The 23176-nt window shown below is 72.3% G+C and carries 18 protein-coding genes and 1 tRNA gene; 13 read left to right on the top strand and 6 right to left on the bottom strand.

Features of this window, described 5'->3' with window-relative positions:
- Nucleotides 1–29: 29 nt before the first annotated feature.
- From EDF31_RS18590 to EDF31_RS18580, 3 genes are read right to left on the bottom strand one after another with little or no spacing between them, the layout of a single operon-like run.
- Nucleotides 30–1628, bottom strand: a complete 1599-nt coding sequence (locus tag EDF31_RS18590; RefSeq protein WP_131847415.1) for an AtzH-like domain-containing protein — start codon at nt 1626–1628, stop codon at nt 30–32.
- On the bottom strand, nt 1625–2725 hold the full coding sequence (locus tag EDF31_RS18585) for an acetamidase/formamidase family protein (protein ID WP_131847413.1): 1101 nt from the start codon (nt 2723–2725) through the stop codon (nt 1625–1627). The genes EDF31_RS18590 and EDF31_RS18585 overlap by 4 nt, the downstream gene beginning before the upstream one ends.
- Nucleotides 2722–3414 carry a FadR/GntR family transcriptional regulator gene (locus EDF31_RS18580; protein WP_123294389.1) on the bottom strand — a complete coding sequence of 231 codons (693 nt, stop codon included), beginning with the start codon at nt 3412–3414 and terminating at the stop codon, nt 2722–2724. The genes EDF31_RS18585 and EDF31_RS18580 overlap by 4 nt, the downstream gene beginning before the upstream one ends.
- A 146-nt stretch (nt 3415–3560) precedes the next feature.
- Here EDF31_RS18580 and EDF31_RS18575 point away from each other — a divergent pair, with 146 nt between their 5' ends.
- From EDF31_RS18575 to EDF31_RS18560, 4 genes are read left to right on the top strand one after another with little or no spacing between them, the layout of a single operon-like run.
- On the top strand, nt 3561–4871 hold the full coding sequence (locus EDF31_RS18575; RefSeq protein WP_131847412.1) for an amidohydrolase family protein: 1311 nt from the start codon (nt 3561–3563) through the stop codon (nt 4869–4871).
- Complete coding sequence (locus EDF31_RS18570; protein ID WP_243650150.1) at nt 4864–5442, top strand: DUF1097 domain-containing protein; 579 nt, start codon at nt 4864–4866, stop codon at nt 5440–5442. The genes EDF31_RS18575 and EDF31_RS18570 overlap by 8 nt, the downstream gene beginning before the upstream one ends.
- 25 nt (nt 5443–5467) lie before the next feature.
- The gene (locus EDF31_RS18565) at nt 5468–6697 is read left to right on the top strand and encodes a D-alanyl-D-alanine carboxypeptidase (protein ID WP_131847410.1); all 1230 of its coding nucleotides are present in this window, start codon (nt 5468–5470) and stop codon (nt 6695–6697) included.
- 50 nt (nt 6698–6747) lie between these two features.
- Nucleotides 6748–8130 (top strand): serine hydrolase, encoded by a 1383-nt coding sequence (locus EDF31_RS18560; RefSeq protein ID WP_131847408.1) that lies wholly within the window; start codon nt 6748–6750, stop codon nt 8128–8130.
- A 131-nt stretch (nt 8131–8261) separates the two neighbouring features.
- On the opposite strand, the gene EDF31_RS18555 is transcribed toward EDF31_RS18560, so the two are convergent.
- Nucleotides 8262–9068: an SGNH/GDSL hydrolase family protein gene (locus tag EDF31_RS18555; protein ID WP_200849146.1), complete on the bottom strand. Its 807-nt coding sequence runs from the start codon at nt 9066–9068 to the stop codon at nt 8262–8264.
- An 11-nt stretch (nt 9069–9079) separates the two neighbouring features.
- Between EDF31_RS18555 and EDF31_RS18550 the strand changes: the two genes are divergently transcribed.
- The 6 genes from EDF31_RS18550 (at nt 9080) to EDF31_RS18525 (ending at nt 17808) form a co-directional block, all read left to right on the top strand.
- Nucleotides 9080–10243 carry an acyl-CoA dehydrogenase family protein gene (locus tag EDF31_RS18550; RefSeq protein ID WP_131847406.1) on the top strand — a complete coding sequence of 388 codons (1164 nt, stop codon included), beginning with the start codon at nt 9080–9082 and terminating at the stop codon, nt 10241–10243.
- A gap of 374 nt (nt 10244–10617) precedes the next feature.
- A complete protein-coding gene (locus tag EDF31_RS18545) occupies nt 10618–12945 on the top strand; it encodes an FUSC family protein (protein ID WP_131847404.1) in 2328 nt (775 codons plus the stop codon).
- A gap of 37 nt (nt 12946–12982) precedes the next feature.
- The gene (gene dinB / locus EDF31_RS18540) at nt 12983–14227 is read left to right on the top strand and encodes a DNA polymerase IV (protein ID WP_111083991.1); all 1245 of its coding nucleotides are present in this window, start codon (nt 12983–12985) and stop codon (nt 14225–14227) included.
- Between the two features lie 176 nt (nt 14228–14403).
- Nucleotides 14404–16197 carry a DEAD/DEAH box helicase gene (locus EDF31_RS18535; protein WP_131847441.1) on the top strand — a complete coding sequence of 598 codons (1794 nt, stop codon included), beginning with the start codon at nt 14404–14406 and terminating at the stop codon, nt 16195–16197.
- A gap of 25 nt (nt 16198–16222) precedes the next feature.
- Nucleotides 16223–16420: a hypothetical protein gene (locus EDF31_RS18530; protein ID WP_123294394.1), complete on the top strand. Its 198-nt coding sequence runs from the start codon at nt 16223–16225 to the stop codon at nt 16418–16420.
- 59 nt (nt 16421–16479) lie between these two features.
- A complete protein-coding gene (locus EDF31_RS18525) occupies nt 16480–17808 on the top strand; it encodes an FAD-dependent oxidoreductase (protein WP_111083993.1) in 1329 nt (442 codons plus the stop codon).
- Nucleotides 17809–18196: 388 nt separating this feature from the next.
- Here the strand turns inward: EDF31_RS18525 and EDF31_RS18520 are convergent.
- Nucleotides 18197–18282, bottom strand: a tRNA-Leu gene (locus tag EDF31_RS18520).
- Between the two features lie 183 nt (nt 18283–18465).
- On the opposite strand from EDF31_RS18520, the gene EDF31_RS18515 reads away from it, so the two are divergent.
- From EDF31_RS18515 to mshC, 3 genes are read left to right on the top strand one after another with little or no spacing between them, the layout of a single operon-like run.
- The gene (locus tag EDF31_RS18515) at nt 18466–19782 is read left to right on the top strand and encodes a M20/M25/M40 family metallo-hydrolase (protein ID WP_131847402.1); all 1317 of its coding nucleotides are present in this window, start codon (nt 18466–18468) and stop codon (nt 19780–19782) included.
- Between the two features lie 60 nt (nt 19783–19842).
- The gene (locus EDF31_RS18510) at nt 19843–20673 is read left to right on the top strand and encodes an undecaprenyl-diphosphate phosphatase (protein WP_111083996.1); all 831 of its coding nucleotides are present in this window, start codon (nt 19843–19845) and stop codon (nt 20671–20673) included.
- Nucleotides 20670–21914 carry a cysteine--1-D-myo-inosityl 2-amino-2-deoxy-alpha-D-glucopyranoside ligase gene (gene mshC / locus EDF31_RS18505; protein ID WP_131847400.1) on the top strand — a complete coding sequence of 415 codons (1245 nt, stop codon included), beginning with the start codon at nt 20670–20672 and terminating at the stop codon, nt 21912–21914. The genes EDF31_RS18510 and mshC overlap by 4 nt, the downstream gene beginning before the upstream one ends.
- A 321-nt stretch (nt 21915–22235) precedes the next feature.
- Here the strand turns inward: mshC and EDF31_RS18500 are convergent, their stop codons facing one another.
- Nucleotides 22236–23171 carry a PAC2 family protein gene (locus EDF31_RS18500; RefSeq protein ID WP_123312593.1) on the bottom strand — a complete coding sequence of 312 codons (936 nt, stop codon included), beginning with the start codon at nt 23169–23171 and terminating at the stop codon, nt 22236–22238.
- Between the last annotated feature and the right edge of the window lie 5 nt (nt 23172–23176).

The following is a 23176-nucleotide window of genomic DNA, read 5'->3' as shown; positions in this document are numbered from 1 at the left end:
GACGAGCGGACCGGGAGGCGCGGCTCGCGTCAGTGCTGCAGCATCCGTCCGGCGCGGATCACCAGGGCACGGTCGGTGCCCGGTTCGCCGACCAGGCACACGCCGACGGGGGCTCCGTCGACGGTGAGCGCCGGAGCGCTGACCGCCGGTGTGCCGCCGACGCTCGCGAGGCTCGTCATCGCCGTCGTCGCGGTCCGGGTGCGTTCGAGCGCCGTGGTGTCGGCGGCGATGAGCGGTGCGGGCCCCGGGACCGTCGGGAACAGCAGGGTCCGGTCGGCGAGCGCCGTGCGGATCGTGGCCCGGACGCCGTCGAGTCGCGCGACGGCGTCGGCGGTGGCTGCGGGGTCGTTCGCCCGGGCGGCGGCGAACCGGTCGCCGACGACGGTGCTCAGGGCGCCGGGGTGGGCGTCGATCCAGGCACCGTGGGCGGCGACGGCCTCGGCGGCCTGCACGAGGCGCAGCAGTTCACGCAGGTCGTCGAGGGGCGGGATCCCGAGGTCGGCGAGTTGCACGGTGCCGATCGGGTGGCCCTGTCCGGCGACGAACGCGGTGAAGGCCTGGGCGACGGCCGGCTCGACGAGGTCCAGGAGCTCGGCGGGCACGAGGAGCTCCGACTCCGCAGGAGCGTCCGGATCCGACGGCACCGTGGCGTCGAGCGCCGCGAGCAGGACGTCGGCGCTCCGGGTGAGCCACCCCACCGTGTCGAACGACGGCGCGAGGGGGAGCAGCCCGTCGCGGGAGACTGCGCCGTGGGTCGTCCGGAGGCCCCAGAGTCCCTGGTACGAGGCGGGGACCCGCACCGATCCCGCGGTGTCCGTGCCGATCCCGATCTCGGCCGTGCCGAGACGGACGGCCGATGCGGATCCGCTGGACGAGCCTCCTGGCAGTCGGGTCGGAACCGCCCCGTTGGGCGGGGTGCCGTGGTGTTCGTTGCGTCCCGTCAGGTTGTAGGCGAACTCGTCGGTGCGCGCGATGCCGCGGATCGCGGCGCCGGCGTCGAGGAGCGCCGCGACGGCCGCTGCCGGCGTCGTCTGGACGGGGGACTCGCGCAGGGACGTCGGGTTGCCGGCACCGACGGGCTGGCCGGGGACGGCGTAGAGGTCCTTCACCGCGACGGTGAGCCCGTCGAGCGGTCCGGACGCGGTGGGGGCGACGAGCGGGTCGCCGACGGCGCGCCAGACGGTGGTGTCGAAGGCCTTCGGGCGGCCGGTGACGTGGGCTGCCTCGATGCGCCAGCGCGGACCGGCGTCGTCGTGGTCGCTGTTGCTGTTGCTGTTGCTGTCGCTGTCGCGTCGCCACAGCTGCGTCTGGAGGCCCTGCCCGCCCGCCGCGAACTCGGACACCGACACGACGAGGGCGAGTCCCTCGGCCAGGGGGCGGACCTCGACGCGCGTGAGCGACCGGGCCTGGACCCCACCCCGTGCCCCGCGGAACGCGCTGATCGCGTCGTGCCCGACGAGCAGGCCGCGGTCGTCACCGCGCATCGTGCCGGGGGCGTCGACGAATGCGGCGTCGAGCGCATCGAGGTCGTTCGCGGCGAGGGCGGCCTCGTACGCGTCGAGCGCGTCGAGCAAGCCATCCGGTGCCGCGGTGCTCGTCTCGTGCGTGCTCGTCACATGCGTGCTCATCGTGCGGGCTCCTCGAAGTCGGCCTTGCGGATGCGGGCGTGCGCGCCGGTGACCAGGTCGACCACCTGCGAGATGTTGAAGTCCGTCGCCGCCGACAGGTAGGCGTACGCCAGGTGCGGCTCCATGCCCCAGCGGGCACCGAGGATCGCGACCGCGTGCCGGACACAGGCGCGGACGGCCTCGTCGAGGTCCGGGTCCATGCCCGTCGGCACGAGGAACTCGTGGGTCTCGACGAGCGGCCAGACCAGGTCGCCGAACTGCTGCGCGGCCTCGACGGCGGGCGTCACGTCGAACCGGACGGTCGCGCGGAGCGACGCCTCCATCGCGGTGAGCGCGACCTCGCCGTCCCCCTGCGCGAAGTGCGGGTCACCGACGTACGCGAGCGCCCCGGGGACCAGGACCGGCAGGTGCAGCTGCGCGCCGACCTGCAGCAGGTTCACGTCGACGTTGCCGCCGTGCCGGCCCGGCGGCACCGAGTGCAGCCGCTCGCCGGGGGTGGCGACGCCCATGATCCCGAGGAAGGGGGCGAGCGGGAAGTGCGCGAAGCGGTCGCGGGCGCCGGTCAGGGGGATGCGGCCCCGCTGACCCGCAGCCGTCTCGACCACGTCGGCGAAGACGCTGACCGTCGTCCCGTCGACCGGGTACTCGCCGTGCAGGGCGCCGCGGCCGTGCCGGTTCGACACGACGCCGTAGTGCACCCGCGGCAGCGTCTCGAGCACCGTCATGGTCAGGACGTCGCCCGGCTCGGTGCCCGCGATGGCGATCGGACCGGAGACGACGTGCGGACCGTCGGTGGCAGGGTCCCGGTGGCCGCTCCTGGCGATCGCGACGGCGTCGTCCAGCACGTGCTCCGCGGCGACACCGTGCGACGCGAAGTACGCGCGGGGGTCGCTGCCCTGGTCGGGCAGGATCCCCTCGTGGCTGACGGTGTCGATCGTGACGTCCTCACCGGACGCGATCGTGATGACCGGGCGGTCGTCGGCGTTCGGCAGCCGACCCCACAGGACCGTGTCCGGGTCGACGGGCAGGTAGCGGCCGGACCGGATCGGGCCGGCGCCGGGCTGCAGGGTCGGGATCGCGGGGGTGTGCGTGGTCATCGGTCGGCCTTCCGTTCGACGAGGTGGGCGACGTCGGCGAGGTGGGCGGTCATCGCGTCACGGGCGCCGTCCTCGTCGTGCCGTCGGATGCAGTCGAGGATCCGCTCGTGCCAGACGAACGACGAGCGGCGACCTTCGCTGGTGCTGTGCGACCGGGCACGGACGTCCTGCACCCACCCGCTGCTGAGCTCGCACAGGGACACCAGCAGCGGGTTGCCGGAGGTGCGCGCGACCTGCACGTGGAAGGCGACGTCCTGGGCCAGCGACTCTTCGGGACTGAGTCCCGCGTGCGTGGCGGCGAGGATGCGTTCGAGGGCGAGCAGGTCTGCTTCGCCGGCACGGACGGCGGCGAGACCGGCGACCCGGGGTTCGACCACCGTGCGGAACTCGGCGACGTGCTCGGCCCGCCGTGCCAGGTCGTCGCCGTGCGCTGCGCCCGTCTGCTGTTCGAGCAGGGCGGTCGCCTCCTCGGAGCGCGGCAGCACGACGGTGCCACGGCCGGGTGTCCGGGAGACGAGTCTGCGGCGCTCGAGCTCCTGCATGGCCTCACGCACCGTGGTGCGGGACACGGCGAGGTCCTCGGCCAGGGTCCGTTCCGGCGGGAGCTTGTCGCCGGGTGCCAGGTCCTCGAGCACCAGGCGGGCCAGGTGCGCGGCGGTCGCGGCGCTCAGGGTGCGGCCTCTCTGCATGGACAGGAGCCTAGGGTCCGTTGGTCCGTTTGGTTCATTGGTACGACCAACTTTTACACGCTCGTCACACGTGGCGTCCGAGTCGGAAACACGGCGGGCGAAGGGTGGGTCACGTCCGATCCATCCGATCCGAGGAAGACCCCACCATGGACCTGATCCTGCGCACGGCCCGCCTGACCGACGGCCGCCTGGTCGACGTCCACGTCGCCGACGGCACGATCGTCCGGGTCGCTGAAGCGGGCACCGAGGTCGCCGAAGCGGGCACGGAGGTCGAGCCGACCGAGGCGGCGCACGTCGTGGACTGTGCCGGTCGCGTCGTGATCCCGGGGCTCATCGAGTCCCACCTGCACGTCGACAAGGCACTGCTCGACCGCGAACGACCGAACCCCGACGGCACCCTCGCCGGCGCGATCGCGGTGACGGGGGAGCTCAAACGCGGCTTCACCCACGACTCCGTCCGTGACCGCGCCCGGACCCTGCTCGACCAGGCGATCGCCAACGGCACGACACTCGTCCGGGCGCACCCCGACGTCGACCCCGTCGTCGGACTGACCGGCGTCGAGGTACTCCTCGCCCTGCGCGACGAGTACCGCGACGCCCTGGACCTGCAGATCGTCGCGTTCCCGCAGGAGGGGATCGCGAAGGCGCCGGGCACGCTCGCCCTGCTCCGCCAGGCGCTCGCCGCCGGGGCCGACGTGGTCGGTGGCTGCACCTACAACGAGGCGACCCTGGCCGCATGCCACGAGCACGTCGAGACCGTCCTCGACCTCGCCGAGGAGTTCGATGTGCCGGCCGACCTGCACGCCGACTTCGCCGACGACACGTCCGACCCGCGGTTCGCCCTCGCCGCGCACATCGCCGACCGTGTCGCCGCTCGCGGGCTGCGGGACCGGGTCGCCCTCGGACACGTGACCTCGCTCGCCAGTCTGCCCCCGGTCTCGCGCAGCGCCGTGCTCGCGAAACTCGCAGCAGCGGGTGTCGCGGTGGTGCCGCTGCCCGCCACGGACCTGCACCTCGGCGGTCGCTCGGACGACCGAGACGTCCGCCGAGGGGTCGTCCCGGTGCGCGAGCTCTGGGACGCCGGCGTCACGAGCGCCTACTCGTCGAACAACGTCCGCAACGCGTTCACGCCGTTCGGCAACGCGGACCTGCTCGACATCGGGTTGCTGCTCGCGCAGGTGGGGCACCTGTCCGGCCCGGCCGACCTCGGGCGCGTGCTCGAGATGGCCACGTCGTCCGCGGCCCGCGTCGTCGGGGTCTCCGACACCCACGGCATCCGGCCCGGAGCCGCCGCCGACCTCGTCGTCCTGTCGACGACCGACCCCGCGGGCGTCCTGCTCGACCGCCCCGACCGGAACCTCGTGGTCAAGCGCGGCCGCGTCGTCGCGGAGACCACCAGGACCACCCGACTCACCACCGGACCCACCACTCGATCGAAGGAGCTCACCCATGCGTGAACGGATCCCGCACGAGATCGTCGCCTCGGTCCTCGCCGGCACCACGGCGTTCATCGGCGGCAACGCGCTGCACCTGCCCACCTGGGCGATCTTCATCAGCTGGGCGGGGATGTTCCTGCTCGGGGCGAAGCCCACGCTCCGGCACGCCACCCGGCTCTGGGCGGCGATGCCGATCGGGTCCGCCTTCGGCCTCGTGATCGTGCTGCTCGACCAGCGGTTCGGCACGGTGCTCGGCGAGGGGCAGGCCGCGCAGAACACCGTGCTCGCGCTGCTGATCCTGGTCGTCAACTGCGCGCTGATGTACACGGGTCGGACGCGGCTGTTCGGGCTCGTGCCCGGCATGTTCCTCGGGTTCGCGTCCTTCTTCGCCACGTGCTTCGGCGGCTTCGGGTTCGATCCGGGCAACGCGTGGGCGGCATGGGCGTCGGTCGTCGTGATGAACGCGCTCGGTCCGGTGTTCGCGTACCTGTCCCGGCGGCTGACGTTCGCGCGGCCGACCCAGCCCGGCGCGACGACGGACACGCCCACGACGACCCCCGCCGTCGAGCAGCCGGTCGCAGCCAGGGTCTAGGCACCGACCGGTACGCTCGGTTCCCGTGTCACGAGTCGTCCGTCGCCCCCGCTCCGCCGTCCGGCGGCCCGTGACGATCTCCGTCGTCGCGGTCCTGGTGCTCGTCGCCGGCTACCTCGTGGCCGCCGCCGTCGTGCCGTTCGGTCCGGCGAGCGCCGCGACCACCACGTACTCGGCCCCGACGTCGAGCGTGCCGGCGCTGAGCTTCCCGGGCTACGGCGCCACCGCGGTCGAGGCCACCGACTTCCCGGAGAGCCTGCGCACCAGCGGTGACACAAAGCCCCGGTCGATCGCGAGCATCACCAAGATCGTCACGGCGCTCGTGGTCCTCGACGAGAAGCCGATGGCGGCGGGGGAGTCCGGCCCGGCGATCACCTTCACGCCGAAGATGGAGTCGCTCTACGCCAAGTACGCGGCGATGAACGGCGAGGTCGCGCCGATGCCCGCCGGCCTGAAGCTCACCGAGCACCAGGCGTTCCAGGTGATGCTCATGAAGTCGGCGAACAACTACGCCGGCGCCCTCGCCATCTGGGCGTTCGGGTCGATCGCCGAGTACGAGCAGGCGGCGACGAAGTGGCTCGAGGAGCACGACCTCGACGACACCACGATCCACGAGCCGACCGGTCTCGACCCGCAGAACACCTCGACCGCGACCGACCTGGTCGACCTCGGGCAGCTCGCGCTCGCGAACCCGGTGGTCAAGGAGATCGTCGGCACCAAGGACGTCACGATCCCGACGGTCGGCGAGATCGAGAACTCGAACAAGCTGCTCGGTCTGGACGGCATCGAGGGCATCAAGACCGGCACCCTCGACGAGGCCGGCGCCTGCCTGCTGTTCGCGGCGACGTACGAGCGAGGCGGCCGCGACGTGACCGTCATCGGCGTGATGCTCGGCGGGGTCGACCACGACTCGCTCGACGTCGACGTGCAACGGCTGCTCCGGTCGGTCGCGGACAACTTCCAGGTCGTGCCCCTGACCCACGCCGGCCAGACCTTCGGCACGTTCTCCACCCCCTGGCAGGACGAGGCCGACGCGGTCACCGCGAAGGCGGCCGAGGTCCTGGTCTGGGGCAAGACGAAGGTCCGGGCGAAGGCGCACCTCGACGAGGTCACCCTCGGGACGAAGGGCGAGCAGGTCGGGAAGGTCCGCTTCACGGTGACGAACCACGACCCGGTCACGGTGCCGCTCGTGCTCGAGCGGACGATCGACGATCCCGGCGTCTGGTGGCGCTGGACGAACCCGTTCCAGGGCTGACGGTGCTCGTGCGCTGACGCGCACCACCCGGAGTCCGTACTGTCGGACGGGTGACGACGACGAAGACGTTCCCCCGGACCACCCCCTCCGCCCTCGACATCGACGCCCGCGGTGTGCTCGCGTTCGTCGATGCCCTCGAGTCGACCGCCGGTGTCGAGCCGCACAGCCTGATGCTGCTCCGCCACGGCCAGGTCGTCGCCGAGGGGTGGTGGCAGCCGTACGCAGCCGACCGGGTGCACCTGCTCTACTCGCTCAGCAAGAGCTTCACCGCAGCGGCGGTCGGCATCGCGGTGCGCGAGGGACTGATCGAACTCGACGCGACCGCACTGTCGTACTTCCCCGAGCTCGACGACGAGATCACGGACGAACGCAGCCGCCGCATCCGGGTCCGGCACCTGCTCGCGATGGCGAGCGGGCACCGCGAAGAAGCACTCGACCGAGCACGCGCCGCCGAGCCGACGAACCTCGTCCGCGGCTTCCTGCTCACGCCGCCGGACGAGGAGCCCGGCACCGTCTTCGCCTACAACCAGCCGTGCACGTACACGCTGGGCGCGATCGTCCGGCGGGTCAGCGGTGGTTCGCTGGTCGACTACCTGCGTCCACGTCTGCTCGACCCGCTCGGCATCGACGACCTCGCCTGGCGCCGCGACGAGACGGGCGCCGAGCTCGGCTTCAGCGGGTGCTACGCGCCGACCTCGGCGGTCGCCGCGCTCGGGCAGCTGTACCTGCAGCGCGGTCTGTGGGACGGCGAGCGGATCCTCGACGAGGACTGGGTCGCGGCCGCCACGCGCAAGCAGATCGAGAACCCGGCCGAGGAGAACCCGGACTGGTCGCAGGGCTACGGCTTCCAGTTCTGGATGGCCCGCCACGGCTTCCGCGGCGACGGCGCCTACGGTCAGTTCTGCGTCGTCCTGCCGGAGCACGACGTCGTCCTCGCGATCACGGGGCAGAGCCTCGACATGCAGGCGGTCCTCGACGCGGCCTGGCAACACCTGCTTCCCGCCGTCGACCGTCCGTCCGACACGGGTGCGGACACCGCCCTGGAGGCACGGCTCACCTCCCTGGGACTGCCCGCGGTGAGTGGCGCCGCGGTCCCCGAGCACGTGGCCGGTCGTGCGCTCCGCGTGCTGCCCGGTGCGGCGCTCGACGCCGTGGCCTTCGACCGCGGGACCCACGGGATCCGGCTGACCGTGTCGGCCGACGGAGCGTCGGCGTCGGTGTCGGTCGGCGATGGGGAGTGGGCCGTCGAGGGTGCCCTCGCAGCGAGCGCCGCGACCCAGCCGGACGGCACCGTGCTCGTCGCGCTCCGTTTCGTGGAGACACCGCACCTGCTGTGGCTCCGCGTCGACCTCGCTGCCGGCACGGTCGGCACGACGTGGGAGACCGAACCGCTGCACGACGGCGCGCTCACGCTGCACCGGCCCGCCGACTGACCTGCGCCGACCACAGGGTGCACGACCCGGTTCGCGCCCCCGGGCCGTCATCGCGCCCTGGGGAGTCGGGGCGCGATGACCGTGGTGGGGCGCGGTCGGGAGGCGTGCGGACTCGGATGGCCCTCGTTCCGCTACGGGGTGTCGGACTTGTGCTCGACGACGTCCTGCAGTTCGGGGCGCTTGGCGGAGACACCGTCGCCCGACGAGGTGTGCTTGATGCGCCGGACGACCCACGGCACCAGGTACTCCTTCGCCCAGCCGAGGTCCTCGGCGCGGGCCTCACGCCACGGCCGCGCCTCGAGCGGTTCGGGGTTGAACGGCTCGAGGCCGTGCGGCACGCCGAGGGCGTCGAGCACCGCGGCGGCGATCGTGGCGTGCCCCGTGGGGGAGTGGTGCAGCCGGTCCGGTGCCCACATGCGCGGGTCGCGGAGCACCCGGAGCGCCCACATGTCCGCCACCAGTGCGCCGTGCTTCAGGGCGATCGCGTGCAGGTTCTCGTTGTAGATCGCCGTCTTGCCGCGCACCATGCCGAGCACCGGCGTCATGCCGACGTCGGGCCCGGTGAACAGGACCACGGTGGCGCCGTCGCTCCGCAGCCTGGACACCATGGCGTCCACCCGCTCGGCGAGTTCGTCCGGATCGGAGCCCGGCCGGATGATGTCGTTGCCCCCGGCGGAGACCGTGACCAGGTCCGGACGGAGCGCGAGCGCCGGTTCGACCTGCTCGTCGATGATCTGCTGCAGCAGCCGCCCGCGGATCGCCAGGTTGGCGTACGCGAAGTCGTCGGACCCGTGGGCGAGCACCTCGGCGACCCGGTCCGCCCAGCCCCGGTTGCCCCCGGGGACGGTGGGGTCGGGGTCGCCGATCCCCTCGGTGAACGAGTCACCGATCGCGACGTACCTGGACCACGGATGACGATCTGACACGCTCCGGACCATAGTCTCGTGCCATGACGAAGGCCAACACGGGCGCAGCCGCCTGGACCGTGCCGGACGACCTGCTTGCCCGCATCGCCGAACGCGCCCCCGGGTACGACGCCGCGAACGCGTTCTGCGCCGAGGACCTCGAGGAACTCCGCGCCGCGGGCTACCTGCGCATCGGGTTGCCGGTGGCGCAGGGCGGCTCCGGTCTCGGCCTCCGCGTCACGGTCGGTGTCCAGCGGACCCTCGCCCAGGCCGCACCGGCGACGGCACTCGGCCTCGGGATGCACCAGGTGTGGGTGCAGGCAGCGCGCGCCGTGACTGCGCGAGGTGCGTCGTTCCTCCAGGCCGTCACCGACCATGCGTCGGACGACCACCTGCTGGCGTTCGGGGTGAGCGAACCCGGCAACGACGCCGTCCTGTTCGACTCGTCGACGACGGCGGAGCCGGACGGCGACGGCGGCTACCGCTTCACCGGCACCAAGGTCTTCACCTCGCTCGCACCGGCGTGGGACGTCCTGAGCGTGTTCGGCAAGGACACCTCCGGCCCGGAACCGCGGCTGGTGCACGGCTTCGTGCTCCGGTCCGACGGCGACGTCGAGCACCTGGACGACTGGGACACCCTCGGCATGCGTGCCACGCAGAGCCGCACGACGAAGCTGCACGGCGTGCACGTCCCCGCCGACCGCATCGTGCGGTCGCTGCCGGTCGGGCCGAACCAGGACCCGCTCGTGTTCGGGGTCTTCGCGGCGTTCGAGCTGCTCATCGCTTCGGTGTACGTCGGGATCGCCGAACGTGCGATCACGCTGGCGGTGTCCGGCGTCGGACGTCGCGTCGCGGCCGACGGCTCGCTCCGGTCGCTGGACCCGGACGTCCGGCGTGCGATCGCGGACCTGCGCGGTGCCGTCGACGCGATCACCCTGCAGGTCGACGCGCTCGCCCGGTCGGTGGACGAACAGGACGACCTCGGCGCCCGGTGGTTCCCGCTGCTCGTCGGCACGAAGGCGCGGGCGGTGGACACCGCGCAGCACGTGGTGGACGAGGCCATGCGGGTGGTCGGGGGCTCGGCGTTCCGGTCCTCGAGCGAACTCGCCCGCCTGGCGCGCGACGTCCGGGCCGGCCAGTACCACCCGTCGTCGCGGGACTCGGCGGCGCGCACGCTCGCGGCGTCGGTGCTCGGCCCGCCCGCCTGACGCGGACGCGTGCGGCCTGGAGCGGTAGCGCGCCCGGCCCGGTGCGGTGCGGTGCGACGGTCGCACGGTGCAGAGCGCGTGAGTCCGTGCGAGGTTGCCCGCCTCGTGCAGCCCTGTAGCGCCGCACGGAGCGATCAACCCGGCACGGATCGGCGACGGTAGCACGGTGCTTCGGGGCCAGGGCGACGATCGCACGGTGCGGGACTTGTGAGCCCGTGCGAGGTTGCTCGCCTCGTGCGGCCCTGTAGCGCCGCACCGAGCGATCAACCTCGCACCGAGCGCCGAAGGCCGCACCGTGCGGCCGCCGCCCGCACAGCCGGATAGTTAGCATCCGGTACGATTGGCCTCCCGAGCGCAGAGGAGGCGGCCGACTCGTGCCGAGGACCGACACCACGAACCGGACCGCTCCCCGTCGACGGACCCGCTCCCGGCGACTCGCCGATGCGGTCCTCGCGCTCGACCCCGGGCTCGTGAAGACCGACGGTGCCCTCCGCACCCTGGTCGCGGTGCCCGCCGGCATGGCTGTGGGGTACGCCGTCGCGACCGCGTTCGGCCTGCCCGCGATCCTGGGCGTGATGATCGGCGCGATGCCCGCGTTCATCACCTGCCTCGTGATCGTCGACCCGAGCACCGGCCGGACGGCTGCCCGCACGGGAGCCGTCCTCGTGCCGTTCGTCGTCGCCCTCGCCGGCAGCATCGCCCTGCAGCCGTTCCGGCTCCTCGAGCTCGTGCTCATCGTCGTGCTGCTGTTCCTGCAGTTCGCCGCGGCCGCGTGGGGCGCGTGGGCCGCCGACGCCGCGATCGTCGGGTTCGCCGGGTACCTGTGCGGGCTGCTCCTCCCGCTGCCCGAGACGAGTGTCGTGCCGCTCGGCCTCGTCGTGGCCGCTTCGCTCGCCGCGACGGTCCTGGTCCGCCTGGTGCTCCGACCGGACGCGCACCGTGCCCTGTTGCGTACCCGCCGTGGTTTCGTCGCCCGTGGCTCGGCCGTGCTCGAGGCCGCTGCCGCCGTCCTCGCCGCGGCGGACGACCCGGCCGCACGACGCCGCACCCTGCGCCGCCTCCGTCGCAGCCGCGACCGCTACCACGAGATCGCGTTGACGGTCGACGGGATGCTCGCCGCGAGCGGGGTGGACGCCGACACCACGGCCGAGGAGCTCCACCGGCTCGTGTTCGACACGCACTTCGCGGTCGACGAGCTCGGGCGTGGGGCCGGCGCCCTCGTCGAGCACGGCGCGCCGTCGGACGTCCGGCACGCCGCGCTCCGTGCCGTCACGATCGTCCTGCGCCACGGCGGCGGGCACGGCGAGGACGCCGCGCAGACGCTGCTCGCCCGCTACGGCATCACGGCGTCAGCCGGCGACCCCGGCTCGCGCACGACGGCCGTCGTCCGTCGGATGGCCGCCGAGTTCACCGACCTGCAGAGCGCCGGGCTGCGGTGGCGCGAGCTCCGCGACGAACTGCCGCACCGCGGCGACGGCGTCGCGCTGGCAGCGCCCTTCGTCACGCCCGTCGTCCTCGCTGGCGGCCGCCCGGCCGGGGCCGTGCCGGTGCTCGCCGACACCGTCGCCGACGGCCCCTGGCGCCGATGGCGACTCTCCGTCTCGCTGCGCACCGCGGTGCACGCCGCGATCGCCGTCGCGATCGTCGAGCCCCTCGCGCTGCTGCTCGACGGCCCGCGGTTCTACTGGGGCGTGATCGGCGTGATGATCGTCCTCGCCGGCACGAACACCACGCACGAGCGGGTCCGCAAGGGCCTGCACCGCGCCGTCGGCACGGTCGTCGGCGGCGCCGTGGGCATGGTCCTCGTGCACGTCGTCGGCACGGCGCACCCCTGGTTCACGCTCGTGCTCGTCTGCGTCCTGCTCGCGGTCGGCACGTACGGCTTCGGCGGCGTCTACTCGGTCTGGGTCGCGTGCCTGGTCGTCGTCCTGTGCCAGGTGTACGCGTTCTCCGGCAGCTTCACCGACTCGCTCATCCCGATCCGCCTCGCCGAGAACCTGCTCGGCGCCGCGGTCGCCGTGCTCGTGAGCGCCGTCGTCCTCCCGATCGCCACCCGGGCCGTCATCCGACGGGCCGTGCGCCGGCAGCTGACCGCGGTCCGGGCGTTCGTGCTCGCGCTGGTCGGGGTCGATGCGGACGCCGAGGCGGACGCGACCGACGGTGCGGGCGCGAGCCGGGCCTCCCGGTCCGCCGACACGGCCACCGATGCCGCCGCACCCGACCTGCGCGCACGATCGCGCGCCGTCGACGCGGCCACCTACCAACTGGACGCCGTCCTGCGCCCGATGGTGCGGTTCCCGACGGGCGGACCCGCCCGCGCGGACGCCAGGACCCGGACGTCCCTGCAGGCGGCGGCGACGTTCGCGCGCGAGGCGGCCGGGAGGCTCGGCTCGCCCCCGCAGGACCCGCCCGCCGCCCTGGTCGGTGCCGCCCACCGCCTCGCCGCGTCGATCGCGGACCTGGCCGACGGCATCGTGGCCGGGCCCCGGTCCGCCGCGCCGGCGCCGGTCTGGGCGCGGGTCGGCGACCAGCTCGACACGGCGGTGGGCGCGGCGGCGGGTGGTCCGGACCAGCAGACCGTCGAGGTCGCGGCGCACGCGCTGGGCCGCATCGACGAGGCGCTCGCGCTGCTGGCCGACCGGCACCGGGCGACCGTGCTCGGCGAGACAGCCACGCGTTCGGCGGCCCCCGGCGCACGGTGAGCCCGGCGATGTCGGTGGTCCCTGGCATCATCTCGGTGTGAGCAAGCAGGACGGAAGCAACCGGCTCGTCTCCGACGCACCGGTGGACGACGTCTCGGCGACCGTGCTGCACGTCGACATGGACGCCTTCTTCGCGTCCGTCGAACTGCTCGACCGACCCGACCTGGTGGGTCTGCCGGTCATCGTCGGCCACGACTCCGACCGCTCCGTGGTCACCGCTGCCACCTACGAAGCCCGTCGGTACGGCGTGAACTCCGCCATGCCGATGGCCATCGCGAAGCGCCGCTGCCCGAACGCGATCATCGTCGAGCCGCACTTCGAGAAGTACCGCGACCAGTCCGCCGCGGTGATGGCGGTCTTCGACCGGTTCACGCCGCGGGTCGAACGGCTCGGCATCGACGAAGCGTTCCTCGACGTCGCCGGCGCGCTCCGGCTGTACGGCACGCCGTGGGAGATCGGCCGGGCCATCCGGCGCACGGTCCACGCCGAGACGGGCCTGCACTGCTCGGTCGGCGCCGCGTCGACCAAGTTCGTGGCGAAGCTCGCATCGAGCCGGTCCAAGCCGGACGGGCTGCTCGTCGTGCCCGCGGCCGACACCATCGCGTTCCTGCACCCGCAGCCGGTCTCGGCGCTGTGGGGCGTGGGTGGCAAGACGCAGGAGACCCTCGAGCGCCGCGGCATCCGCACCGTCGGCGACCTGGCGAACACGCCCCTCGGGTCACTCGTGTCCGCGCTCGGGCCAGCCGGTGGCCAGCGCCTGCACGACCTGTCCTGGGGGCGCGACCCACGCGTCGTCGACACCGGCGTGGGCGAGAAGTCCATCGGGCACGAGGTCACCTTCGGTCACGACCTGACCGAGCGGGACGACGTCGCGCGCGAGCTCCTGCGCCTCGCCGACAAGGTCGCCGTCCGCCTGCGCCACGCCGACGTGCAGGCCCGCACCGTCGCGCTCAAGGTCCGCTACACCGACTTCACCACGCTCACCCGGTCGCGCACCCTCGCCGAGCCCACCGACGTCGCCAAGCGGCTGCACCGCGAAGCCGTCGAGCTGTACGACGTGCTGCACCGACCGGGCAACCGGATCCGGCTCATCGGGGTCCGCGGCGAGAACCTCGTGCCGGCCGCCGCGAGCAACGCGCTCTGGGACGACGACGCGCCGTGGCGCGAGACCGAGACCACGGTCGACGCGGTCGCCGCGCGCTTCGGCGCAGGCGTGCTGCGACCGGCATCCCTGGTCCGCCGGACCCCCGACGGCCACGTCCCGCACGCCAGGCAGGACTGACGGTGGCGGTAGAATCAGGTCCAGTGAGCGCAGCGGAGTACGAACAGCAGCAGCCCGCCACGCTGTGGGCCGAGTCGGGGGACGACCACACGTCGTCGACGTCTTCGTCGGCGGTGTCCGCGCAGTCATCGGCGGACGCCGACGCCGTGGCACGGGACGAAGCCGACGCGGCCGCCCTGGCCGAGGCAGCCGGCAACTCGGCCGTCCAGCACCTGTCGCCGGCGTTCCCGGACCGAGCCGCGTGGGGCACCGCGTCGAAGCTCCGGGCGTGGCAGGTCGAAGCCCTCACGAAGTACTTCGAGTCCGAGCCGCGTGACTTCCTGACGGCCGCGACGCCCGGCGCCGGCAAGACGACGTTCGCGCTCCGACTGGCCACCGAGCTGCTGGCGCGCGGCACGGTCGACCGCATCGTGGTCGTCGCCCCCACCGAGCACCTGAAGCGGCAGTGGGCGGACTCCGCCGACCGTGTGGGCATCCGCATCGACCCGATGTTCAAGAACGGCGACGGCATGTTCGGCCGGCACTACCAGGGCGTCGCGATCACGTACGCCCAGGTCGGCATGAACCCCGAGGTGCACAAGAAGATCACCGAGGGCGGGCGCACCCTGGTCGTCCTCGACGAGGTCCACCACGGCGGCGACGCACTCACCTGGGGCGACGGCATCAGGGAAGCCTTCTCCGCTGCCACCCGACGGCTCTCGCTCTCCGGCACGCCGTTCCGGTCCGACACCGCGCCGATCCCGTTCGTCCAGTACGCCCCCGACGAGCAGGGCATCCGGACCTCGATCTCCGACTACAACTACGGCTACGGCCGTGCGCTCAAGGACGGCGTCGTCCGGCCGGTGCTGTTCATGGCGTACGCCGGCCAGATGCGCTGGAAGACCCGGATGGGCGACGAGATGTCGGCCTCCCTGGGGGAACAGGTCACGAAGGACATCACCGCACAGGCCTGGCGCACCGCCCTGTCGCCCGAGGGTGAGTGGATGCCGGCCGTGCTGTCCGCCGCCGACAAGCGCCTGACCGAGGTGCGCCGTGGCGTGCCCGACGCCGGCGGTCTGGTCATCGCGACGGACACCACCACGGCCCGCGCCTACGCCCGGATCCTGCAGCAGATCACGGGGGAGCGGCCGACGGTCGTCCTGTCCGACGAAGCCGCCGGGTCCAGCCGGATCAGCGCGTTCGCCGACGACACCTCGCGGTGGATGGTCGCCGTGCGCATGGTGTCCGAGGGCGTCGACGTCCCGCGGCTCTGCGTCGGCGTGTACGCCACGAGCGCGAGCACCCCGCTGTTCTTCGCCCAGGTGATCGGCCGCTTCGTGCGTGCTCGGCGCCGTGGCGAGACCGCCTCGGTGTTCCTGCCGAGCGTGCCCGGACTGATGGCACTGGCGGCGACGCTCGAGCTCGAACGCGACCACGCCCTCGACCGTCCGAAGGACGCCGACGACGGCATGTACAACCCCGAAGACGCGATGGTGGCCGAGGCCAACAAGGAAGACCGCGCGTCCGAAAGCCTGCTCGAGGTCCAGCCGTTCGAGGCGCTCGACTCGCAGGCGTCGTTCGACCGTGTCCTCTACGACGGCGGCGAGTTCGGCACCGGCGGCGAGGTCGGGTCGCTCGAGGAACTCGACTTCATCGGCATCCCGGGGCTCCTCGAACCCGACCAGGTGCGCGACCTGCTCCGGGCGCGCCAGGCGACCCAGGCGAAGCGGTCCAAGGGCCGGGCGGTCAAGGACGGCCAACCGAAGGCCGCCGAGCCCGAGAACCGCCCGATGTACATGACCATCAAGGAGCAGCGGACCGAGCTCGCGCGACTCGTGTCGATCTGGTCCCGGCACTCCAACGAGCCGCACGGCTCCATCCACGCCGAACTCCGTCGCATCAGCGGTGGGCCGGCCGTGGCACAGGCGAGCATCGAGCAGATCCAGAAGCGCATCGACGTCCTGCGCTCCCGTATCGGCGGGCGCCGGTGACGGGTCCGGTCCGGGCGGTCCGCCCGTGATCGAGTCCGTCGACGACCGCACCTGGTACGTCAAGCGCGACGCGGAGTCCTCACCAGAGGCGATCATCGACCGGTTCGGTGGTGGGTACCGGTTGCGACGGTTCTCGCTGACCGAGTCCCGGCGCACCGCGCACGGGGTCTACATGGGCCTCGACCTCGCCGAGACCGCTTGGTGGCGACTCCGAGAGCGCTGATTCGCTCAGGAAGTGCGGCGTTCATGACCTTGACGGCCGGTATCCGGTAGACCGGAGGAATGGCAGACTCGATCCCTCACGTCCTCGTCCTCGGCGGCGGCTCCGCTGGCTACAGCACCGTCAAGCAGCTGCAGAAGCACGCCGCGACCGTGCCCATGCGCATCACGCTCGTGGACCAGAACACCTACTACACGTACCTGCCGTTCCTGCCCGAGGTCGCCGGCGGCCACATCGCCCCGAAGGACGTGACCGTCGAGCTGCGCCGTGCGCTCCGCAAGACCCGCGTCATCCAGGGCAAGGTCACCGGCATCTCGTCGAAGGACAAGACCGTCTCGATCGCTACCGCCGGTGGCGACGACCGCACGCTCGGCTACGACCAGCTCGTCGTCGCGCTCGGCTCGGTCACCCGCACCTTCCCGACCCCAGGACTCGAGGAGTACGGCGTCGGCTTCAAGAGCGTGGAAGAGGCCGCCTACGTGCGCGCCAAGCTCCTCGACAACATCGCCAAGGCCGCTGCCACCCGTGACGAGGACGAGCGTCGTCGTCTGCTGACCAGCGTCTTCGTCGGCGGTGGCTACACCGGCGTCGAGGCGATCGGCGAACTGTTCGACGTCTCGCAGGCCGCCATCAAGACCTACCCGTCGCTCGCGGGGGAGCAGCCCCGCTGGATCCTCATCGACGCGCTCGACCGTGTCGCGCCCGAGGTCGGCCCGGAGCTGTCCAAGTGGACGCTCGAGTCGCTCCGCGCCCGCGGCATCGACGTGCGCTTGAAGACCACCATGCCGAGCGCCGAGGGTGGCATCGTCAAGCTCTCCGACGGCGACGAGATCCCGACCGGGCTGCTCGTCTGGACCGCCGGCGTGAAGCCGAACCCGCTGCTCGACGCCTCCGACCTGCCCCGCGGACCGAAGGGGCACCTCGCCGCCAACGCGAAGCTCCAGGTCGAGGCCGAGGACACGCACGAGGTCGTCCCCGGTGTCTGGGGTCTCGGCGACGTCGCACAGGTGCCCGACCTGACCGCCGACAAGCAGCCGGCGTTCTACCCGCCGAACGCGCAGAACGCGGTCCGCCAGGCCGTCGTCGCGGCGGACAACGTCGTCGCGACGATCACCGGCAAGCCCCTCGAGGAGTACCGCCACCCCTCGATCGGCACGGTCGCCTCGTACGGTGTCGCGAAGGGTGCCGCGAACATCAAGGGCATCAAGATGACGAACCTGCTCGCCTGGCTCGCCCACCGCGCGTACCACGTGTACGCGATGCCGACGCTGAACCGCAAGGCGCGCATCGTCATCGGTTGGGTCACCGGTGCCGTCTCGGGCCGCGACGCGACCTCGCTCATCAAGGAGACGGATCCGCGCCGCAACTTCGTCGAGGCGTCGAAGAGCTAGACGCAACCACCTGACGGACGGGAGGCGCGGTGCCAGCGGGCACCGCGCCTCCCGTCCGTCCGTGCGTGTGCTGTCTTGCTCGCTGCCGGACGCGTGCGCATCTTCCGACGCTCCACTTGTCGATCGACGCGTGCTCCGTCGGAAGATGCGCACTCATCCAGTGCGTGTGCATGTTCCGACAGCACACGAGTCGATCCCCTGGTGGGCTGTCGGAACATGCCCACGCATGGAACCGCCGTGAGCGCAGCGAACCGGCGTTGGCCGTGAGCGCAGCGAACTGGCCACCCCGAGGCGGTGACGCCCTGAGCGCAGCGATGGCGGCACTCGCCGGGAGACGCAACAGAAAATGCCCCCGGACCGAAAGGTCAGGGGGCACCGCATGTTTCTGTGTCCGAAGGGGGACTTGAACCCCCACGCCCTAATACGGGCACTAGCACCTCAAGCTAGCGCGTCTACCAATTCCGCCATCCGGACTGGATGTGTGGCGATTTCCCCGGGTTTCCCCGGCGTCCCTGCCGAGAGAAAACACTAGCACGGGTCTGAACGCCCGATGAACACGGCCGCGCATCCCGGGCGCGTCCAGAGGGCTGGGTTCCCGGCGCGTCCCGCGGCGTCACGGGGCCGGGTCGCGTCGGTGCGGACCGATACCGTGGTCGCATGACGAACCCGGAGCCGACCGCGACCGAGCTCGAGGCCACCGCGGCGATCGCGCGCGACCTCATCCGCATCGACACCACGAACTGGGGCGAGGGGAAGTCGCGCGGCGAGACCGAGGCGGCGCACTACGTCGAGGACAAGTTGCGCGGGCTGGGCCTCGAGCCGCAGTTGTTCGAGTCCGAGCCGGATCGCGTCAGTGTCGTCGCGCGGGTGCCCGGCCGCGATCGTGACAAGCCGGCTCTCGTGGTGCACGGGCACCTCGACGTCGTTCCGGCCGATCCGGCGAACTGGTCGGTCGACCCCTTCGGCGGCGTCGTCAAGGACGGCTCGCTGTGGGGGCGGGGCGCCGTCGACATGAAGAACATGGACGCGATGATGCTCACGTCGCTGTCGGACGTCATCGCGGCGCAGGGGGCTCCCGAGCGCGACTTGGTGATCGCGTACTTCGCCGACGAGGAAGCCGGGGGAGTCCTCGGCTCGCACCACGTCGTCGAGCACCACCCCGAGGTCTTCGCCGGGGCCAGTGCCGCCATCAGCGAGGTGGGCGGGTACTCGATCACCCTCGGCGACCGTCGCGCCTACCTGCTGCAGACGGGCGAGAAGGCGCTGATGTGGATCAAGCTCGTCGCCCGCGGCACGGCTGCGCACGGTTCGCACGTCATCCGCGACAACGCCGTGACGAAGCTCGCCGCGGCGGTCGCCCGGATCGGCAGCGAGGAGTGGCCGGTGCGCCTGTCGGCGACGACGGACGCGATGGTCGCCGAGGTCGCTCGGTTCCTGGGCGTCGACCCGACCGTGACAGGCCCGGACGAGGTCGCGCTCGCGACCGGGTCGGCCTCGCGGTTCATCCACGCCGCACTGCACACCACGACGAACCCGACGGTCCTGACCGCGGGCTACAAGCACAACGTGATCCCGGACACGGCCGAGGCGCTCGTCGACATCCGTTGCCTGCCCGGCGACGAAGAGACGGTGCTGGCCCGCGTGCGGGAGCTCGCCGGCGACGAGGTCGAGGTCGTGATGTCCTTCCGCGACATCGGTCTCGAGCAGGACTTCGGCGGACCGCTCGTCGACGCCGTCCGCGACGTCCTCGGCCGCCACGACCCGGGCGCCCCGGTGCTGCCGTACCTGCTGTCCGGCGGCACGGACAACAAGGCGCTGTCGACGCTCGGGATCGCCGGGTACGGTTTCGTGCCGCTGCAGCTGCCCGCCGGGGTGGACTTCCCGGCGATGTTCCACGGTGTCGACGAGCGGGTGCCGCTCGACTCGCTGGCCTTCGGTCGGCGTGTTCTCGGGGACCTCCTGGCCACGTACTGATATTGTTCGTGGTCGCCTGCGTGGCGGTGTCCTGACCGACCTCCCCCGAAAGGCCCGTGCGTGCACATCCTCGAGGCGATCTTCCTCGGCTTCGTCCAGGGGCTCACCGAGTTCCTGCCGGTGTCCTCCAGCGCGCACCTGCGCATCGTCGGGCTGTTCCTGCCCGACGCGAAGGACCCGGGCGCGGCCTTCACCGCGGTGACGCAGCTCGGCACCGAGACCGCGGTGCTCATCTACTTCTGGAAGGACATCACCCGGATCATCGGGCGGTGGTTCCGTTCCGTGTTCCGGCGCGACGTCCCGAAGGGCGACCCCGACGTGCGTCTCGGGTGGCTCGTGATCCTCGGCACCATCCCGATCGGCATCGCCGGGCTCCTGCTGAAGGACTCCATCGAGACCACGTTCCGCTCGCTCTGGATCGTCGCGATCGTGCTCATCGTCTTCGGCATCGTGCTCGGTGTGCTCGACGTCGTCGGCCGCAAGGAGCGTCGGATCGAGCACATGACTTTCGGTGGCGGCATCCTGATCGGGCTCGCGCAGGTGCTCGCACTCGTCCCCGGGGTCTCCCGCTCCGGCGCGACCGTGTCGATGGGGCTCGCGCTCGGCTACACGCGACCGGCCGCGGCGCGGTTCGCGTTCCTGCTGGCCGTCCCCGCGGTGTTCCTGTCCGGGCTCTACGAGGCCGCGACGAGCCTCGGTGACCACGGAGCGCCGTTCGGACTCGCCGACACGCTCATCGCGACGGTGGTGGCGTTCGTCGTCGGGTTCGTGGTGATCGCGGCGTTCATGAACTACATCAGCAAGCGCAGCTTCATGCCGTTCGTCGTGTACCGCATCGCACTCGGTATCGTTCTCATCGTGTTGTTGTCGCTCGGAGTGATCCAGCCGTGAGGGCCTGGCAGGCCCCGTCCGTCCCCGACGTCCCCGGCGCAGCGCCGCGGCCCGTCGTGCACGACACCGCCACCGGCAAGCCGGTCGACCCGACGCAGGGCGACGAGCGCGCTGCGCTGTACGTCTGCGGGATCACCCCGTACGACGCCACCCACCTCGGGCACGCGGCGACCTACCTGGCGTTCGACACGCTCGGCCGCGCGTGGCGCGACGCCGGCCTCGACGTCGAGTACGCGCAGAACGTCACCGACGTCGACGACCCGCTGCTCGAGCGCGCCACCCGCGACGGCGTCGACTGGCGCGAGCTCGCCGCGTCGCAGATCGACCTGTTCCGTCGCGACATGGAGTCGCTGCGGATCCTGCCGCCCGACGACTTCGTGGCCGTCACCGACGAGGTCGACCGCGTCGCCGAGGCCGTCGCGTTCCTGCAGGAGACCGGCTCCGCCTACGAGGTCCCCACCCCGGACGCCGAGGGCGAGGACCTGTACTTCGACGTGAACCACCCCACCGACGCGTGGTCGCTCGGCGACGAGAGCGGCCTGGACCGCGAGACCATGCTCACGCTCGCTGCCGAGCGCGGCGGCGACCCGGAGCGACCCGGCAAGCGCGACCCGCTCGACCCGCTGGTCTGGCGTGCGGCCCGCGACGGTGAGCCGAGCTGGGACTCCGAGATCGGCCCCGGCCGGCCCGGCTGGCACATCGAGTGCAGCGTCATCGCCGGCGACCGCCTCGGCCTGCCGATCAGCGTGCAGGGCGGCGGCAGTGACCTCGTCTTCCCGCACCACGAGATGAGCGCGGGACACGCAGCGGCCCTGGCGCACCAGCCCCTGGCACACGCGTTCGTGCACACCGGGATGATCGCCTACCAGGGCACGAAGATCTCGAAGTCGCTCGGCAACCTCGTCACCGTGCGGGGGCTGCTCGACGACGGTGCGGACCCCCGCGCGATCCGGCTCGCGCTGCTGTCGCACAAGTACTCCGACGACTGGGAGTGGTTCGACGCCGAGCTCACGAGTGCCACGACGCGCCTCGCGACCTGGGACGCCTGGGCATCGGGTGCGTCTGCAGGGCACGCCGACGACGCGGCCGACGTGGCGTCCCGGATCCGGGCGCGGGTCTCCGACGACCTCGACACGCCGGGTGCGGTCGCCGCGGTCGACACTGCGATCGCCGGGGGCACGGCGTGCACGCCGGAGCTCGCCGACCTGATCGACGCGCTGCTCGGCATCCGTCTGGCCTGAGCTCGGGAGGGGCTGGCGAGCCGGCTGTCGGCCCGCCTCGACAGGTCACGACACGTCGTGTGCGGGCCGCCGGTCGGTCAGGAACTGTCGCCTTGGCGGGCGGCAACCGACAGTTCGCGACCACCCGGCGGAGGTGAGCGGGGTGCCGTGACCGTTCGCGACCCCCGGACGGGAGGCCCGTGGCGGACCCCCCCCGTGCCTCCCGTCCGCCGTGCGGTCGCAACGCGTCACGTGCGTGCCGGCGACAGGTCACGAACTGTCGCCGAGGCTGGCGGCAGCCGACAGTCCGCGACCTCTCGGCGGAACCGAGCGGGGTGTCGGCTACTGCTGGGGCGGCTGCGGGGGACGCCAGGGCCCCTCGCCACCGGCGGTGCCGCCGTCCTTGCCGTCCTTGTGCTCGCGGCGCCGCAGGTACTGCTCGAACTCCTGCGCGATCGCGTCGCCCGAGGCCTCGGGGGAGTCGACGGTGTCGCGGGCCTGCTCGAGCTGCCCGATGTACGAGGCCATGTCCTCGTCGTCGGCGGCGAGGGCGTCGATCCCGTCCTCCCACTCGGTGGCGTCGTCGAGCAGGGTGCCACGGGGCACGGTGACGTCGGTGAGCTCCTCGATCTTGTCGAGCAGCGAGAGCGTGGCCTTGGGTGACGGCGAGTTGTGCACGTAGTGCGGGACCGAAGCCCAGAGCGACAGCGTGGTCAGCCCGGCCTTGTCCATCGCGTCGGCCAGGACGCCGAGGATGCCGGTCGGACCCTCGTACGAGGACTTGTCGACGTCGAACGCGGTGCGGACGCCGGCGTTCTCGCTCGACACGAAGACGGAGATCGGCCGGGTGTGCGGGACGTCGGCCAGCATCGCGCCGACGAAGACGACGGCGTCGATCGAGTACACGTCGGCGAGGTCGATGATCTCGGCGCAGAAGCCGCGCCAGGTGCGCGAGGGCTCCGGACCGACGAGCACGAACACGTCGCGGTCGGTCGGGGAGCCGGTGGCGCCGATGACCGGACGGCCCTCGGCCCCGGGGCCGTGCAGCACGATGCGGGGCCACTGCACCCCGCGGGCGCCGGTCTCGTCGGACCCCATGGTCGGACGGTTGAACTGGTAGTCGACGTACCGCTCCCCGTCGAGCTCGCGCAGCTCGTCGAGCCCGAGGGACTCGACGATGCGGCGGGCGAGTCCGCTCGCGGCTTCGCCGGCGTCGTTCCAGCCCTCGAAGGCGACGACGAGCAACCGGCCGTCGCTGAAGGGGGAGTGCTGTGGCACGGAGC

The organism is Curtobacterium sp. PhB142 (assembly GCF_004341255.1).
Taxonomy (GTDB): Bacteria; Actinomycetota; Actinomycetes; order Actinomycetales; family Microbacteriaceae; genus Curtobacterium.
The sequence above is the reverse complement of the archived record's forward strand: the minus strand, read 5'-3'. Positions and strand labels throughout refer to the sequence as shown.